This window comes from Nocardia transvalensis (assembly GCF_015477765.1).
Classification (GTDB): Bacteria; Actinomycetota; Actinomycetes; order Mycobacteriales; family Mycobacteriaceae; genus Nocardia; species Nocardia transvalensis_A.
The window spans coordinates 393,623-409,003 of the sequence record NZ_JADLQQ010000008.1; the positions used below are offsets into that span (position 1 = coordinate 393,623).

Annotated in this window: 17 protein-coding genes; 6 read left to right on the top strand and 11 right to left on the bottom strand. The window is 62.9% G+C overall.

Translation table 11 applies throughout. The features are described 5' to 3' along the window. Positions 1-148: 148 nt before the first annotated feature. On the top strand, positions 149-637 hold the full coding sequence (locus IU452_RS25385) for a glutathione peroxidase (RefSeq protein ID WP_416382363.1): 489 nt from the start codon (positions 149-151) through the stop codon (positions 635-637). A 464-nt stretch (positions 638-1,101) separates the two neighbouring features. Beyond that, positions 1,102-2,298: an NAD(P)/FAD-dependent oxidoreductase gene (locus IU452_RS25390; RefSeq protein ID WP_195111645.1), complete on the top strand. Its 1,197-nt coding sequence runs from the start codon at positions 1,102-1,104 to the stop codon at positions 2,296-2,298. Between the two features lie 201 nt (positions 2,299-2,499). Here IU452_RS25390 and IU452_RS25395 read toward each other — a convergent pair whose 3' ends face one another. Further along, a complete protein-coding gene (locus IU452_RS25395) occupies positions 2,500-2,880 on the bottom strand; it encodes a hypothetical protein (RefSeq protein WP_195111646.1) in 381 nt (126 codons plus the stop codon). 518 nt (positions 2,881-3,398) lie between these two features. Here IU452_RS25395 and IU452_RS25400 point away from each other — a divergent pair. Further along, positions 3,399-3,827, top strand: a complete 429-nt coding sequence (locus IU452_RS25400; RefSeq protein WP_195111647.1) for an HIT family protein — start codon at positions 3,399-3,401, stop codon at positions 3,825-3,827. Between the two features lie 383 nt (positions 3,828-4,210). On the opposite strand, the gene IU452_RS25405 is transcribed toward IU452_RS25400, so the two are convergent. Next, complete coding sequence (locus tag IU452_RS25405) at positions 4,211-4,798, bottom strand: protein kinase domain-containing protein (RefSeq protein ID WP_324192807.1); 588 nt, start codon at positions 4,796-4,798, stop codon at positions 4,211-4,213. A gap of 576 nt (positions 4,799-5,374) precedes the next feature. Between IU452_RS25405 and IU452_RS25410 the strand changes: the two genes are divergently transcribed. From IU452_RS25410 to IU452_RS25420, 3 genes are read left to right on the top strand one after another with little or no spacing between them, the layout of a single operon-like run. Further along, entirely contained in the window at positions 5,375-5,704 is a 330-nt protein-coding gene (locus tag IU452_RS25410; RefSeq protein ID WP_195111648.1) for a hypothetical protein, read from the top strand. Continuing rightward, complete coding sequence (locus tag IU452_RS25415) at positions 5,701-7,995, top strand: hypothetical protein (RefSeq protein WP_195111649.1); 2,295 nt, start codon at positions 5,701-5,703, stop codon at positions 7,993-7,995. Before IU452_RS25410 ends, IU452_RS25415 begins: the two co-directional genes overlap by 4 nt. A 19-nt stretch (positions 7,996-8,014) precedes the next feature. After that, positions 8,015-8,785: a hypothetical protein gene (locus IU452_RS25420; protein WP_228818682.1), complete on the top strand. Its 771-nt coding sequence runs from the start codon at positions 8,015-8,017 to the stop codon at positions 8,783-8,785. A 426-nt stretch (positions 8,786-9,211) separates the two neighbouring features. Here IU452_RS25420 and IU452_RS25425 read toward each other — a convergent pair whose 3' ends face one another. The 9 genes from IU452_RS25425 to IU452_RS25465 form a co-directional block, all read right to left on the bottom strand. Next, positions 9,212-9,919: an ESX secretion-associated protein EspG gene (locus IU452_RS25425; protein ID WP_324192808.1), complete on the bottom strand. Its 708-nt coding sequence runs from the start codon at positions 9,917-9,919 to the stop codon at positions 9,212-9,214. Between the two features lie 8 nt (positions 9,920-9,927). Further along, complete coding sequence (locus IU452_RS25430) at positions 9,928-11,277, bottom strand: hypothetical protein (protein ID WP_195111652.1); 1,350 nt, start codon at positions 11,275-11,277, stop codon at positions 9,928-9,930. Between the two features lie 18 nt (positions 11,278-11,295). Beyond that, on the bottom strand, positions 11,296-11,973 hold the full coding sequence (locus tag IU452_RS25435; RefSeq protein ID WP_195111653.1) for a DUF3558 domain-containing protein: 678 nt from the start codon (positions 11,971-11,973) through the stop codon (positions 11,296-11,298). Continuing rightward, positions 11,970-12,353 carry a hypothetical protein gene (locus IU452_RS25440; protein ID WP_195111654.1) on the bottom strand — a complete coding sequence of 128 codons (384 nt, stop codon included), beginning with the start codon at positions 12,351-12,353 and terminating at the stop codon, positions 11,970-11,972. Before IU452_RS25440 ends, IU452_RS25435 begins: the two co-directional genes overlap by 4 nt. Before the next feature lie 159 nt (positions 12,354-12,512). After that, positions 12,513-12,962: a hypothetical protein gene (locus tag IU452_RS25445; RefSeq protein WP_195111655.1), complete on the bottom strand. Its 450-nt coding sequence runs from the start codon at positions 12,960-12,962 to the stop codon at positions 12,513-12,515. Between the two features lie 78 nt (positions 12,963-13,040). Next, positions 13,041-13,214, bottom strand: coding sequence for a hypothetical protein (locus IU452_RS25450; protein WP_195111656.1), 174 nt, complete (start codon positions 13,212-13,214; stop codon positions 13,041-13,043). 460 nt (positions 13,215-13,674) lie between these two features. After that, positions 13,675-14,016, bottom strand: a complete 342-nt coding sequence (locus IU452_RS25455) for a hypothetical protein (RefSeq protein WP_195111657.1) — start codon at positions 14,014-14,016, stop codon at positions 13,675-13,677. A gap of 220 nt (positions 14,017-14,236) precedes the next feature. After that, positions 14,237-14,719: a hypothetical protein gene (locus tag IU452_RS25460; RefSeq protein WP_195111658.1), complete on the bottom strand. Its 483-nt coding sequence runs from the start codon at positions 14,717-14,719 to the stop codon at positions 14,237-14,239. Further along, on the bottom strand, positions 14,716-15,273 hold the full coding sequence (locus IU452_RS25465) for a hypothetical protein (RefSeq protein ID WP_195111659.1): 558 nt from the start codon (positions 15,271-15,273) through the stop codon (positions 14,716-14,718). The genes IU452_RS25460 and IU452_RS25465 overlap by 4 nt, the downstream gene beginning before the upstream one ends. Positions 15,274-15,381: the final 108 nt, after the last annotated feature.

A 15,381-nucleotide genomic window follows, 5' to 3' on the forward strand; every position in this document is an offset into this window, starting at 1 on the left:
TGACGGGGTTCTGCACGGCTGCAACTGCCGATGGTCGGTGCTGTCGACCGTGCGGCGGTGATTGCGCCCACTGGACCTCGGAGCCGCGTGGTGCGCGCTAAGCCTGAACAGGTGACTATTCGCGAACTCGTCCTTAGGATTTATATTCGTGACGAACCTTCGTGAGATACCGCTACGCACGCTAGACGAAAAACCTACTACCCTGGCCGAACTGGCTGGTGAGAAGGTTGTGCTGCTAGTGAACGTGGCCTCCAAGTGTGGTCTGACCTACCAGTACGCCGGCCTCGTGGAACTTCAGCAAACCTACGGGCCGCGCGGGTTCACCGTGATCGGCTTCCCGTGCAATCAGTTCAAGGGTCAGGAGCCCGGCACCGCGGAGGAGATCGCCGAATTCTGCTCCGCCACTTATGGAGTGGACTTCCCGCTGCTGGCGAAGAACGATGTCAATGGCGAGAACCGGCATCCGCTGTACACCGAGCTGACCCGGGCCGCCGATGTCGAGGGTGCGGCCGGGGATATCCAGTGGAACTTCGAGAAGTTCCTCATTGGGCGCGACGGTACCGTGCTCGGCCGCTTTCGGCCGCGCACCGAGCCGAAGGATCCCGCCGTGAAAGATGCGATCGAAGCCGCACTGTAACCTGCTGGTGCGCTGCCGGTTTCGGCATGGCAGCGCGCCACACACTGCTATTGTAGCTGCACGACCTTTCTTGAAATGGAGGTTGTGGTAGGTGGATAGCTGCGCAAGCTCAAGTTCCCAGTCGCGCAACAGGGCGAAGCAGGCTGCCTTCAACTGCACGGGAACGAAGTCCCCCACACTGCATGGACCCAGGTACACGCTCGCAGCGGGCCGAACCTGGGAATCGGGGACTCCTATGGAATGCATTCGGAGGAAAAGGAGAGTCGCGGTTACCGGAACGCAAAGGGTAATGCGATGTCTCCATATCTCGAATTCTCTGCGGGTCACCGACATGAGAACGCTGGCAGCGAGTTTCGCCGCACAATCTTCTTCCTTACTGAGGTCTCAATCTCAGTGTACTTCCGGCCGTGGCTCTCAGTACGATCGGTAGTCGGTGTCATCAGCAGGGAGAGGGAGGGTCAATCATGCCGCGGACAGTACTCATAGTCGGTGCCGGCGTTGTCGGTTGCTCATTGGCACGAGAATTGGCGATGCATAATAAGATTGAGGTCGTAGTGCTTGAGCGCGGTCATCGCGACGCACTGCGAGGCTCGACCGGCTACGCGCCCGGATTCGTGGGCCTCTACAACAACGCGCCTGTGCTCACGGATCTGGCTGTGGCGAGTGCCGCCGTCTACGACATCGTCGGTGTGGGGTTCGGTCGAACCGGCGGAATCGAGATTGCCACTAGTGCCGAAGGCGCTACTAAGCTCGCGAGACGTGCGTCCGGTGCCCGTGCGGTAGGACTGCCTGTAGAGGAGCTTTCTCCTGCCGATTTACGGCAGCGGGTGCCCGCAGTGGTCGATTCTCAATCGGTGTGCGCGGCGTGGGGCTATCCGCTCGACGGAGCAGCGGAACCACTGGTCCTGGCAGCGGCCATTCGCGCCGAGGCGCACGCACGGGGGGCGCGAATCCTCAACGGCGAGAACGTAACGGGTATCTGCCGTAAGAGCGGCAAACTCACTGTGACCACCGACAGCGGCGCATATAGAGCGGACGACGTCGTCCTTGCCGGCGGTATCTGGGGCCCAACCCTGATGAGCTTGCTCGGCATCGACCTGCCCCTGTTCCCGGTCGCTCACCCCTATGTGTACTCCGCTCCGGACGCTAGTTTGAGCCCCGGGCCGTTCGTGCGGTGGCCGGAGCACCACGTCTACGCGCGGGTGCACACCGACCGTATCGGCATCGGCAGCTATGACCACGCTCCCGTACCGGTCACGCAAACCGAACTCGCCACAGGCGACGCAGGTCTGGCGTGGACCGATGAGATCTTCTCACCGCCGATTAGGTCCGCGATGCGGTTGCTCCCCGCTGAAAGCCGATTCACTCCGACAGTGCGGGTCAATGGCGTCTTCGCGATGACACCGGACAACCTGCCACTCGTTGGTGCATACTCCGACGTACCCGGGTTGTGGGGCGCGCAGGCCGTGTGGGTCGCCCATGCTGGCGGCGTCGCGGCAGCCCTCACTGCAGCGATTCGCGATGACATTCCTCTGCCGATCGAACTCGATCCAGCTCGCTTCCGCGGTCGATGCCTGGACGAGCTCAGTGCCAGCGCCCTGCGTCTTTACCGCGATATCTACGCAAACGGTGCCGACACTCAGCTGCCCAAGGCGCTTTAGACCTGGGTCCCACTCGACTGGTGCAGCTGAAACATGGCGATCGTGTGCAGGACGAAGGTGGCGGGGCTATCTACCATTCGAGGTAGTCGAACGCACAGTGACGGTGAATCTGCTAGATCCGAAGTCGGCCTGATCTCCAGGATCGGTAGATGTCGCCTATATCAGGCGGCGGCCGGGCCGCGCTGGCCGGTCCGGTCCCGTTCAGAGGTCAGCTAGGGTGAAATCGCGCTTAGCGATCACCTGCCGCAGTCGGGTACCGAATCGCGTGAGCCAGTTCGCTATCGGTGGGAAGCTTGCGGTGCAGATGAGTGTTGACACGCAGAAGTTCTCCGAGGTCATCGCGTCGGCGTGATCGGATTCGGCACGCGCGACCGAGTGGCATTCCCGGTGGCGGTGCACGGCCATCGGATTGATCGCGTACACCGGCCGCCCAGCGCTACCAGCGCGGTCACCATCAGCCCACGCGGGTGTCTCGATCGAGACTGGGAACGGATCCTCGACGGTGAGGCATGCCTCGGCGAGCAGCTCACGCAGCACGGTGAATCTGGCGAGATCATTGCCAATCCGCTTCTTGGCCAACATTTTCCCAGCCCTGTCAATAAACCTGACGTCGTGGTGGCCTTCAGCTCAGTCGATTCCGCAGAACACGTTCGCTCCGAGTACCTCCATCAGTCAGGTTTGCGCTGGTCCAAGACCTAGCCGAAAACCCGCAGCGCACTGCTCACGAGCCTCACGGGCTGGTCTCAGATTAGCCGTTCGCGGTCCCAGCACACCCGTACGGCGCCGGTCTCGGACAAAGCTTTACCGCTTCCCTCAATCGAGTTCAGACGTCCAACCGAGCAAGTGGACTCGAACCACGAGCAAACCCAAAGCGCATACTCTGATGAGACCTTCCGACAGTTCAGTCTTAAGCAGGTGTACTTAGCCAGCGGAGCACCGTTGACACCTAGGTAGCACATGAACGAGCGCAGGCGCTGTGCCGGGTTGTCATCGCTGCGCCGCTAGCGCACCTACGTCTCAATGGCGCTTGCGCAATCCTATGCCCAGCTCGTCACCAAGTATCTATGGTGTCGCCCGCGGCGTGCGTTAGCCTGGCGGTCATGAGCGATCAGTGCGTGTTCTGTGGCATCGTGGCCGGCAACGTCCCCAGCGTGAAAGTCGCTGAAGACGACACGACGTACGCGTTTATGGACATCAACCCCGGCTCAGACGGCCACCTGCTGGTTGTCCCCAAGCGGCATAGCAGAGACCTGCTCGATATCCAGGCCGACGACCTGGCAGCGGTAACCCTGACCGCACAGCGGGTTGCCAAGGCGGCAGTTAAGGAGCTCGGTGCCGATGGGGTGAACTTGCTCAATTGCTGTGGTGCCGACGCATGGCAAACGGTGTTTCACTTCCACCTGCACGTGATCCCGCGGTATGTCGACAAAACCAAGGACCGACTGGTGCTGCCCTGGCAACCGGGGATCCGAGGTGACATGGATGCGATAGCTGCCTTGGGCAACCGGCTTTCCGCCGCTGTGAACTGACTCTGCCCAAACCCAATAGGGCCAGCCGTCGAGGCGTGGACTTGCCTGCCCATCCGGCACACGGGTCACGGTCCAGCCCCGCGTCGCTGCGTGAGCGTTCGGGTGAGTAGAGCTGTTGGTAGGCAGTTGATCTCGTGAGTGCACGCTTCTAGCCGAATGGCGTGTGTTCCTTTACGAATCAAAGTGCCGTGCGTGCCTTCACCGCCAGTACCGTCGGGGTTGGGGAGCCGCCTTCGATGAAATCGTCGAGAACGAGGCCGTTCTAGGTGAATATGCCGAGCAGCTGCGGTAGCGGCAGGTGGAGGCACCGACCTTTTCGCGGTGTCCTTTATTCGTCCGCGATGGCGTGGTCCAGTGGTCGTCGGCATAGCTGGGCCGGATGATCACGGCGTCAGGATCGCGGTCGACGAAACCGCCACAGAGGCACGGGTGCAGATGCTCGCATCGCGGATCGGCAGCGCAGTGGCGTCTGCGCGAGCAACGGGCCGACCGCAAAGCCGGGCAGCTGTTCGGTGGCGGATGAAGGCCAAAGTGGCGGTGAACGATCCGTTCCGCACTAGCTGCTGTGCATCGTCGTGGAGCCGTGCGATGCGAAAGTCTTCCAGCAGTACTTGGTCTGGTTGGCCGGGTTGGCCATGAGCCAGCAGGATGTTTGCGGGTATGGCGTCACGATGGAGAACGCTGTTGTGGTGGGCCTCGGCGGTGTCAGTGATGATTCGGAGTGCACGCTTGGGGTCGATAACGCCGAGCGAGGCGGTCTCGGCGCCAGGAACGTATTGCATTGCGATCCAGAGGACCTGCCCCTCCGCACCGTGGTCTTGTACCGCGACGATGTTCGGATGCTCCAAACGAGCGGCGAGATTGGCCTCGCGTTCGAACCGTGCCTGAATCTCGGTGTCACCGACGAGTTCCGGGTCGAGCAGCTTGATAGCAACGTGTCGGGGCAAGCGGGGATGCTGCGCGAGATACACCGTGCCATCCGGCCTCTGCCGAGTACCCGTTCGATTCGATCCCCGGCGACGTTGGACTCCGATGGGGCCGGAACGACGTACTGACATACGGCCGCTGATACTGTCTTGCTGTCTTTGTTTAAAGGCAGCAATGTAATTGCCTCATCCACCTCTCTTAGAACGGGCACACGCGGGCGACCATCGAACTCGGCACGGAAACCCACTGACTGGCCGCTGCAGAAACGACCGTTAGCGGGGAGGAGGTGATACTATGCTCGTGCTCATCGTCAAGGGCCTGAAACGTGTTGGCTCACGTGATCCTGTACGTGTGAGCCGCACGGCGGGAATCTACGGCGGCACAATGACAGTCACTCGTCCTAGTCGGTACCTGCCATGTGGGACCGCGTCGGCGCCGCTCGACGATGCCGCCAGGCCGCTGCCTGGGGACCCACGACACGCAACTGCCTGACAGGCGCCAGAAGATTATGCTTCCTTCGAACGGCTACGACTCGGCTGGCGGCGTTTGACCCTTGTTCGACCGGTGCGATAGCGTCCGGTTCGGCAGGGTTCCGTTTGATTCTCCGCATTTGGGGGCGTATGAGTCTGAAAGTTGACCTCGAAATCCTAGGCAAACTCAGCGCGACGCTGCATGATCTCGCGCAGAAGGCTAGCGAGGTCAAGGCGAAGAACGCCCCCGACACGAAAGCCGAGGAACCGTTGCTGGCCGGTACTGCAGCCGCGCAGATCACGCGCGACCTGATCCAGGGGGCGTTGATTCCAACTGCGAAGGAACGGTTGAGCGAAACTGGTGATGTCATGACGAACGTCGCCAAGCAGTTCAAGGACAAGGACGACAGTGCGGCCGACGCCTTGGTGCAGGTATACAGCTCCGCGACCGGCAACTGGACTGTGGAGCAGCCGAAGTGACCGCGAGGACGCCGCTGGAGTGGCTGCGGACCTGCAATCCGCGAATCCTGAACCGGTATGCCGACTCCTGGGAGGAGATCGGCGCCGGTCTGGAAGAGATCTTCCAGAAGTACGTCGATGCCGTCACCAAGGTCGACGGAAACTACTGGGAGGGCAAGGCCGCCGTTGCCGCGCACGACCGTGCAACCGGGGACCTGCGAACCATTCAGACCCTGGCCGACAAACTGACGGCCCTCGCAACGCAAGCCCGGCAAGGGCATGACGCGATCAACGAGCCGCTGCGAAGGGCTCGCGGCCTGCTGGCCGAGTGCGCGCAGAACGGCTGGTCGGTCACGCCGCTCCTGTCGGTCATCGGGTCCGGGGAGGCCCAGAAGCTGGCCGACATGAACCGGGACCTCGGCGACGCCGCCCGGGCTGCCATGGCCGCTGACGGCGCCGTTCGAGACGGATTGAACCGTGCCCGCAGCGATCTGGCGCTCGCTTTTGCCTCCGCTGCCGCTCTTGGCGCCGACCAGGGCAAGGCGGACGGTAAGCACTTGGTCACCGATCCCGAGCATATGACCGACGCCGAGATCCAGCGACTCATCGACGCCGGCAAGCTGACACCCGAGCAGACCGCCGCGCTGCAACGAGGGGATACGGTGACGATCCCTGCGTCGCACATGGAGTACCTGAACCAGATCAGCCGATCCCTGGACGGTAAGAGCCCTCAGGAGATCCAGCAGATCATGAGCAAGCTGCCGCCGGATGCCCAGAAAGGGTTGGCCAACTCTCTGCAGTTCATCTCCACCAGCACCGTCACCGCGGGCATCACCGGTGACCCAGCGATTCCGGCGCACGGTGACGCGAACCTGCTTCCGAAACAGATACAGGAGTCACTGACCCGCAAGGATCTGGCGGTGATCGAGCCCAACCTGAGCGGTGTCGGCGCTCCAGCCAAGTACTACCTCAACGGAGTTGCCGACAATCAGGCGATCGCGAAGATCGTTGCTGCGGGCGACCCCCAGTATAAGGCCGGCAGTGCACTCGATCGACAGCTGCTCGACGTGGGCCGCCAATACCTGGGAGCCCAGACCTCATACGAGCAGCAACGGGACAAGGACCTGATGTCGTTCAATGTCGACGGCAAGGGCACCAGTGACCGGGCGCTCACTGAGGGAATCTTTAGTGCCGTGGGTAGCGACAAGGTAGCAGTCGAGGCCGTGGCCACGGATAAGGCCCACGGCCAGCGGTTCATCACCGATGTGTTGCAACACGATTGGACCGATGATGGGAAGGCCGCGTCGACACTGTTCCAATTCGGTGATCAGGATGCTTCGGTCAAGGATCCGGCTGACCGGAACGACGTAGTCACCGCGGAACGGACCGGACGCATCATGGCCGCAGTCGGTGAGGCGGCCAGCAGTGACGACGCGTGGAAGAAACTGTCGAACATCCCTGGGGCCGATGGGAAGTCGGTCGGTCAGCTCAACCCCGACTTGTTGCGGACCGTCTCGCACAGCATGGCTCCCTACGTAGGGGACCTCGCAGGTGTCGACCAGCCCAACAAGCCGGGCTTCGATGTAGCCCACGATGGAAAGAGCTGGATCAACCCGAAGGCACCAGAGGTCATCAACTACAGCGGCGCCGCCAATATCTTTGCGTTGATGAACACTGATACCGAGTCTGGCAAGTTCTTCAACGCCGCAGCCATGAACCAAATCCTGGCTGCGGAAAGCGACTATGCCGTCGATCCAACTGGACCGAACTCCAGCAGTTGGCTGTCGACCGCGGGTACCTTGCACGGGCTCGTGGACAAGGGGATGCTGCTCGAAACGGCCGATGAATACAAGGACCAAGACGATGCGGCGAAAGCCGCCTACATGCGGAAGTCCTGGGCGTACGAGCTGTTGAAGACGTCGACCGGAACCGGCTATGGATTCGGGGACGACATTGGCAAATTCGGAAGCTGGGCAATGGGTTCGGGAGGTGATCCGATGAAACAAGCACTGATCGGGCCCCCGCCTCAGCCGCATGCTCCTCCGACGCTGCATGGTGTCAACTTCGACCGTGACTACAACGCGATCCTGACTTTCCGGCAGCAGTTCCATGGCCTGCCGCCTGATTTTCAGCAGGATTACCCATGGGCATTCAGTCCTGAGGGAAAGTTGCTGGACTACGATACGGTCTGGCCGAAGATGGCCAATGACGAGCAAAAGTTGAAAGCCTTTCAACAGATGGTGTCCCAGATCGGTGGAGATTCCAACATGATGCAAAACAGCTACACTGCGGTCGTTCGCAAAGATGGGTAGCAGGGGTGCGCTCCTCGGCGTGATGCTGCTTGCCTCGGTTCTAACAGGTTGCTCACACGCGCCCGAATCGCGTGAGCCGGATGATCCCCGACCGACAAGGACCGTGCGTTATCCGGAAATCAACTACTCATACGTTTGGTCGACGGGACCCAGTGCCAATCTGACGGATCGATCTGAAGAACTCGTGCGCGCCAGCTTTGAAGCGTGGACTTATGCTTACTTCGTCGGTCCCGATCAATCCTATCCCGGTTTCGATCGGGCAATATCGAAAGCCGTCCAAGCCAACGATCCCAAGGTCGGTTTCCTCCGCGGGCTCGCGTCGCAAGATCCAGCCCGAAAACCTGCCCCACGCACCATCTTCGCCCATATCGCCGACCTCTCCGCTACCAGCACCGACGTGACAGCGGTTACATGCTGGTATTTCGTGGCCGCAGATCGCGATGCTCCGCAACAAGAAAAATGGCTCACTCGTGCCGTGAAGATCGGTCTACACAATTCGACCGCCACACCTGGAAATCCGGGTATCCCTGACACCGATCCGGATCATGCCGACCCTCGCGCACACATGCCGCCGACCTGGGACGTTTTCGGGACCTGGAATGTCACCGAGCTCAACGGGGTCTGGCCGAATGAGATCCCGGCGCCGGGCTGCACCCCCTGGTGGCACGAACGTTTCCCAGACTTCGCGGTCCAACCAGACGGGACGCTCGACGCGCCTCCAGGGTGGCAGCCACCGATGATGCCAGTGGCGGTGCAGTATCCGGAGTGGATCGGGCCGAGCCCCCAGTAGCGCGCGATACCGTGGTCTTAATTCCGACGGTGAACCGTGAAGGGAGCCAACCGTGAACACCGGCAGCTATCACGACCTGCCGCCCGAATACGCGGCGATGTGGGCACAGGCCGCAGAGGAAGAGAACAAGACCCAGGACATAACGCCCACACCCCCAGCAGACCCGCAGCCGGTTCCAACCTCCGAGCTACCTCCTGTATCCGGGGCAGCGCCACAGCCGGAGAGTTTTCGACGGGCGGCACCTCCGCCTCTCGTCGGGCCGACCGATTATGACGATGACATCGATCCGTACTACCAGCGCACGAGCTGGCTAGTACACGACGAGGCCAGGCCATATGAAGCCGAGAAGTCATCACAGAGATGGCACCCGCCCGCCTTCGGCAACGACAGGCAGTAACGAACCGGGTTCCCATCCGTCGTGACCCGTCAGCGGATCTCCGCCAGTCGACTGATGTACGAGGCAAAGCCGTCGTCACCAGCAGGTGCCAACAGCATCTGGTCGCCGACTGCCAAGAGGTAGCGCCCGTCGCCGGTGAAGTCCAACCAGGTCCGATGCCGCGGTGCCGGTGACATCGGATCTTCCGGCAGGACCGTCACCGTGAGGTAGCCGCGAGCATCGATCGGCCGGCGCAGCACCTGCCGGAACTGTTTCGCGCGGCGACTGGCGTCGGTCTCCTGCCACTGCCCTGGGTCGGGGCTGAGCACCGCGTGGCGTGGCTCCCGCATCGTCGGCAACGATCCTGCTGGCGCCGAACCGATCGCCCGCACCAGATGCTTGGCGACATTGCGGGCATGGCAGGACACGACCGTCACCGTGTCTGTGGTGGCGAGAATCGCTGCCCCCCAGTCGGAGAAGACGACACCGAGCGCCAGCACAGGGTCCGGTAGCCGCGTCCCGTTCTCGTATCGGTCACCGAACGCGGTGATGGTGGTGACGTCGCTGCGGGCAAGGAACGTCAGTGTGCCGGTCAGGTCCGGGTCACCGTTGAACGGAAACCGCTCGGTGAGCCGTAGGGCGGCCTTGGCGTTTTCGGTGCCGACCGTGCCGCGCGGAGCGAGGTTGATGGGGTAGGGGCGACGATCTTGTCCGGTCTCGGTAGCCCACACGTGCGTGAACTCATCGGGCGTGAACACCCACCGCACTATTCGCCCCTCCGCTGCCCGCTGCCTGTACCTCGGTGCGAGAGCGGTGGCTCATCGAAAGCGTCGCCGCCCAACACCGGGGGCACCGATGGATCCAGCGACGACAATTCCTCATACCGTCGCCGCAGATACTCGGGGCTGGACTTCGTGCGCTCCTCATCGGAGTCCTTGCCGCGACCAGCCTGTGGCACACTGCCCATCGGCATCCCAGGCGCTCCCGCAGGCATCTGGCCAAGCCGAGCACTCGGCGCCCCGACCGGTGCGGTCGTCGGCACCGGCTGACCCGGAACCGATCTCCCCGGCGCTCTTCCGGAGACTGCACCGCCGCCTCGGCCGGGCAGACTCGGGCCACCGACGCCGATTCCTCCCGGTCCCGAGCTACCGACGTGGCCACCGCCAGCTCCTGCCGACGTCGTGCTCGACGGCGTGGTCAGGACCGGGGAGCCGTCGCCGGGCAGGCCAGCCGGTCCACCGGTAAGTGAGGACGGTGTCGTGGTCGCGGCTGGGCTGCCAGTCGAGGATGGTTGTGTCTTGGCCGAGGTGTTGCCGGGTTGCTGACTGTCGCTCGCCGGCTGATCACCGGGCTTCTCTTCACCGGAATCGCCACTGCTTTCGGTTCTGCTGGAGTCGGTTCCGCTTGTGCCCGACGAATTGCCGATGCTGCCAACCGATCCCGTACCACCCGATCCACGCTGGTCGCCGCCAGGTCCTGGTTGATCACCAGGCGGCGGTGGAGGAGGCATGAACCGAGGCACGCTGTCTCCCGAGGCCGGCTGAGTAGGGTTGTACACGAAGTTCATAGTGTCCTGCGCATCCGCTTGCGCAGCCGCCGCCGCATTCTGATAGGTCCGCAACCGAGCACCACCGTCGGCGGCCTCCGCCACTGGATCCGGATCGGGCACATACGGCGGTGGCGGCGGCGGGATCGACGCCTTGACCGTCTGCGCGCTCTCGGAATTCAGGCTCATCAGCTGCTGCACCGCAGTCGCTGTCGTATGCGCCTCATTGCCGCCTGACACGAACTCATCCGTCGACTTCTGTGCCGCGCCGGCGAATGTTCCCGACCAGCTGGTGAATTCGCGCTTCACCTCTTGGGAGAACGCGGTGAACAGTTCGTTCAGCTTGTCGGCCCGGTTTTTCCACTCGGCCGCGATCTGCCCCAGCGCGCCCGGATCCAGCTTCTGTCGCACCTGATCCCAGATCTGCTGATGGGTATAGGCGTCGAACACCTCACGATCCGGCACATACGCCGGATCGCTGCCAGCCGGACCGAAACCAGTCACATGCCCCAGCGAGGACACCTTCACCTGGATATCGAAAGCGACATCCTTCGCCTTGTCATCGGCCATTCCTCCCGCCCCCTCTATCTAGTTGTCCCCGATCCGCGGAATGACAGCCCGCACCAAATCCACCATGCCCGCACACTGCTCCGGAATCGGGCCTTCGATCTTGTCTCCGAACATGATCCGACCGAAGTCGACATAGCCGACCTTTGTCTGCAGCAGCACGTTGCAGAATGCTCGCCGCTTCTGGCGGACAATCATCGCAGCGTGGCCGTCGATCGTGACGTCTTCGACTTGGTCGCCGTCCAAGCCCGCCTTGGCCCGGCCTTCGTCCATCGTGCGATTCCCTGACAGAATGCTCAGCACGTATGCCTTGTTCGGGGTCTTGAATTCACAGCCCAGAAATGTGTACTCGGCGTGGATGTCAGTCGCGCGCTTTCGGGATTCGGGGTCATAACCGATGCGCTTGATCGTCTCGTCATCGATCCAGGTGCAGGGGTCGAAAGCTACGTCTGGCCGGTTCTCGTTCTGCTGCTTCGGCGGCTGAAGATCTGGTGCTGTCAACGTTGGGAATGGTGGCCGAATCCCGGGGCCGGTCGCGCTCGAAGTTGTTGCATCACTGGTGCTAGTGGTCGATTGCGCCCGAGGGGTGCCGTTTGACGATGATCCGCATCCGGCCAGCAGCAAAACCAGCGCCACACCCGCCACGCCCCAGCGAATACGATGCTGTGGGACGCGGTCGCTAGGTGCGTGGATTGTCATGTGTTGTCCTCAAGATAGACCTCAGTCGCCTTGATCGCGGCCCGATTTGCGTCATCGGCCTCGTTGAACTTCTTTCCGGCAGCCAGATAGGCGGCCTTGTAATGCAGGACCGCTTCCCGGAAGGCGGCAAGCGTATCCATATACTCTTGCCCTTTGTTGCTGAATCCCTGCGTCAGTGCTCGACCGGAAGGCAGATCCGGGAAGCCTGTGACTCGAGTCAGCCGCGATGAGGCCGCTATTTCGTCGTACAGGCCATCCGCCAGCTTGTCGCAGGCTGCGGCCAGACGCAGTGCGCCTTCCTCCGGCATCCGGAATTCCCCTGCTTTGGCGGCCTCGTACATCGCCTGCCCAGCCCTCTGCCCCTTGTCCGGTAAGGCCACGGCCACTCACCCCCTCGGTCTCGACTGCCGGGCATGGGCCAGCCCAGCTTCGGTGAAGGAAGCTTATCAGCGGGTACGAACCGAAGGTTTGGGGACAATGCGCCGTCTGGAGCTGCTTGCGAATCGCACCCCTTGGCGGCTTTCAGTCCGATCGCGATCTCACTCTGGGAGCAGGGGGACCACGATTTTGGCGACCTTGATTGCGTGGTCTCGGGGTTCGACCTGGCTTCGCGGATCGACTCTCAGTACCTCGACGCTGTAGGAGCCGTGGATCGATGGGAAAACCAGGCTGTAGTGGTCAGCGGGTCGGAACGCCGGACGATAGCCTAGCCCGCTGCGGTGGTCGATGGTGACCGGGACGAAGTCGGCGCCGATCTTCTTCCGCTGGAAGTCGGTAACGGTATAGATCTGCGCCCATACATCAACCAGGTAGGTCCGGGCGCCGTCATAGCCGCCGCAGCGTTTGAACCCGTCGACGTGGTCGAGCCCGCCGATGTCGGAGCTGAGCGTGGCCGGGTCGATCCCGATCTGTCGCCAGGTCTCGTGACTGAGCTGTCGCGGATCCCACAGCGCTGCGGCGGCTGATTGTCGATTATCGGCGTCACGCACAAGAGACCGCCTGGGCGAGTCTGTAGATCAGTTCCATTGTGTTCCTTAAGATTTGAAAGACATCAGGAGAAGCGAGTACTAGGTGGTTCGCTGGTGTTCGATCCAGGCCACGATGACGGCCAGCTGTGCGGTGATAGCGTCAAGTCGCGCCGTGGTTTCGGTACGCAGGCTGCCGAGATTGGCAGCGATAGCGGTGATCTCGTCGGCCAGGCAGCCGAGATCATGCGCCATGCCCTCGAGGTCGACGCTCACCCCGGCCTCCTAAGTACGGACCAGAAGTCGCGGCTTACGGCGTCCCACAGGTGCGTCAGGTCCGGCCACCGTTCCCGTGCCTGTACGAGGTCGGGGCGGTCGCCTGGCGACAGCAAAATGACTGCCGAACCGTCGGCTGTGTTGTCTACGCCCACGATCACGATCCGCTGGTGGTCCGGGCGCCAGGTTGCCCGGAGGCCACCGGCCTCGGTCTGATGGTTGGTATCGAAGAACACGCGTGAGCTCACCCCAGGTCGGCGGGTCCGCCGAGAATGTGTGCTGCCGAACGAATCTCGCGGCGTCTCGTCCCCGCATCCGGAGCGGTGCCAGTAGCAGGCCAACTGCGCGGTCAGGCCATCCCGTGGCAGCGGAGCAGATTGTCCCGCGGGGTGCAGCGCCGCGGCACGGTTGTAATTGCCTGCGACTGCGTCGAGCGGTCGCTCGGCTGTGGGCAGGCTCGTCATGCAGGTTCCGCTTCTGTCGGAGAGTTCGCGCCGTCGCTTTTCGTGGCGGCCCAGTTCTCGGCGTCGGCCTTCGCGGCCTCGACATCTCGCGCGGACGCTTCCCGCAGGAATCGGCCATCTTCGGCCTTGACCGTCCACGCGCACGTGGTGCGGGTGGTTGGCTTCACGCGCAGGACCAAGCCCTCGGTGCGTTTGATCAGCCGCCATTCACTGTCGTCGCCGTGCAGTTCCCACCCGTTGGTGGCGTGCTCGGGCCGGATGGGTCCGAACGGCTCGATGAGTGCGCGGGTGCGAAGTTCGCGGATGGCCGCTGACATCCCGTCGTCGTTGTGCCGCATTACCCAACCCCCGTGTGCTTGACCAGAGCGGCCCATATCTCGCGAGGTATCCGGTGGAGGGTCTCGCTAAGTGTCAGCGGGGCGGAGGGGACAATGACCGTTCCGAGAGGCGGGATGATTTTCAGGATGTCGAGAACCCGGCCCTGCTTGTACCGGTGCACCGTACAGCGTGTCGTGCGGTGATGAAGGACGTTGGTTTCCGGTGTTGTGATCGCTGCTGTCATGGCCGCGGCCCATTCTCGAATGATGCTGCGGTCGCGGCGATTTCGGACAGGCGTACGAAGTAGGCGGGCGCAGTGGGTGTTCGGGCCCACCACAACGGGTAATCGTTGCCGCCGATAGGCAGTCGGATGCGGCTGCCGTAGGCGGCGACGGTGATCCCCAACCGGTCCAGTGCCCCGCGCTGGCGCGGGGTGAGGGTGTCGGGGAAGACCAGGATCGTGGTCTGCTGCGCCAGCCGGTCCTCGATCGCGGCTACGTGCAGGTGCCCCAACGCGTGCCGGGCAAGGCCTGTCGGCACCGACACCGCGCTGTAGCTGGCGCAGACTGGCATCTGCACCCACGCGATACCGTCAGCGTCCGGCACGACCTCGGCCGGGATCCGGTAAACCTCCCGATACAGCTGGCACTGGCTGTACGCGGCGGCTTCGGCCATCGCATCGGGCACGCTTCGAGTGGGGTCGCGGTCGGCGTGGCCGGTCATGACAGCCTCCAGGGCACCGAGCCGTCGGTGTGCCGAGGCAGGACCCCCAGGTCGATCCGTCGTGGCCGGGGGACAGGAGCCGCGCCATGGGATCGGCGGCGAGGCTGACGGCGCGTACCTGCCACTAGGGCTGCTGTGAGCCGGTTGTAGCGGTGTCCGGTCTGGCGGAATGCGGGGGCGAGCGGGCAGTCGTCGCGGTCGTGCGGCCATTTGTGGACCAACACGGCCAGCATGGCGAGGTGGCCGACCATTTCACCGACGGTGACGATCTCGGGCAAGTCGTCATCGACCAGGACCACGGTGTCGTTTCGATTGCCCAGGTGCCAGGTCACTTCGTCGTCAATGACGCGCGCGATGGTCCGGGCCAGGTCCTTCGCTTCGTTCATTCGACTCGGCTCCGACCAAGCGCCGGGGCGCAGAATATCGAGGTCGGCGAGAGAGGTCATCCACATCGTGAGCATGACTTGTGTGGCGTGTTCCAGCGATGTTGCCGATTTCTCCTCCCCGTCCCACACCGCGACCAGACGGCTCATATTCGGCAGCGGCTCAGACATGACACGACCTCGGCACGATGCCAGCGATCTGCAGGACGGCAAGCAGGTCGGACAGGTAGGGGAGTAGGGCGCTGCGGTGGGGACGGCGGTCGCGGGCCCACCGGAATG

Coding starts and splice junctions, on each gene's coding strand:
- IU452_RS25410 (WP_195111648.1), top strand. CDS start 5,375: ATGAGTCTGAAAGTTGACCTCGAAATCCTAGGCAAACTCAGCGCGACG.
- IU452_RS25430 (WP_195111652.1), bottom strand. CDS start 11,277: ATGGCCGATGACAAGGCGAAGGATGTCGCTTTCGATATCCAGGTGAAG.
- IU452_RS25465 (WP_195111659.1), bottom strand. CDS start 15,273: ATGTCTGAGCCGCTGCCGAATATGAGCCGTCTGGTCGCGGTGTGGGAC.
- IU452_RS25460 (WP_195111658.1), bottom strand. CDS start 14,719: ATGACCGGCCACGCCGACCGCGACCCCACTCGAAGCGTGCCCGATGCG.
- IU452_RS25455 (WP_195111657.1), bottom strand. CDS start 14,016: ATGCGGCACAACGACGACGGGATGTCAGCGGCCATCCGCGAACTTCGC.
- IU452_RS25395 (WP_195111646.1), bottom strand. CDS start 2,880: ATGTTGGCCAAGAAGCGGATTGGCAATGATCTCGCCAGATTCACCGTG.
- IU452_RS25400 (WP_195111647.1), top strand. CDS start 3,399: ATGAGCGATCAGTGCGTGTTCTGTGGCATCGTGGCCGGCAACGTCCCC.
- IU452_RS25435 (WP_195111653.1), bottom strand. CDS start 11,973: ATGACAATCCACGCACCTAGCGACCGCGTCCCACAGCATCGTATTCGC.
- IU452_RS25390 (WP_195111645.1), top strand. CDS start 1,102: ATGCCGCGGACAGTACTCATAGTCGGTGCCGGCGTTGTCGGTTGCTCA.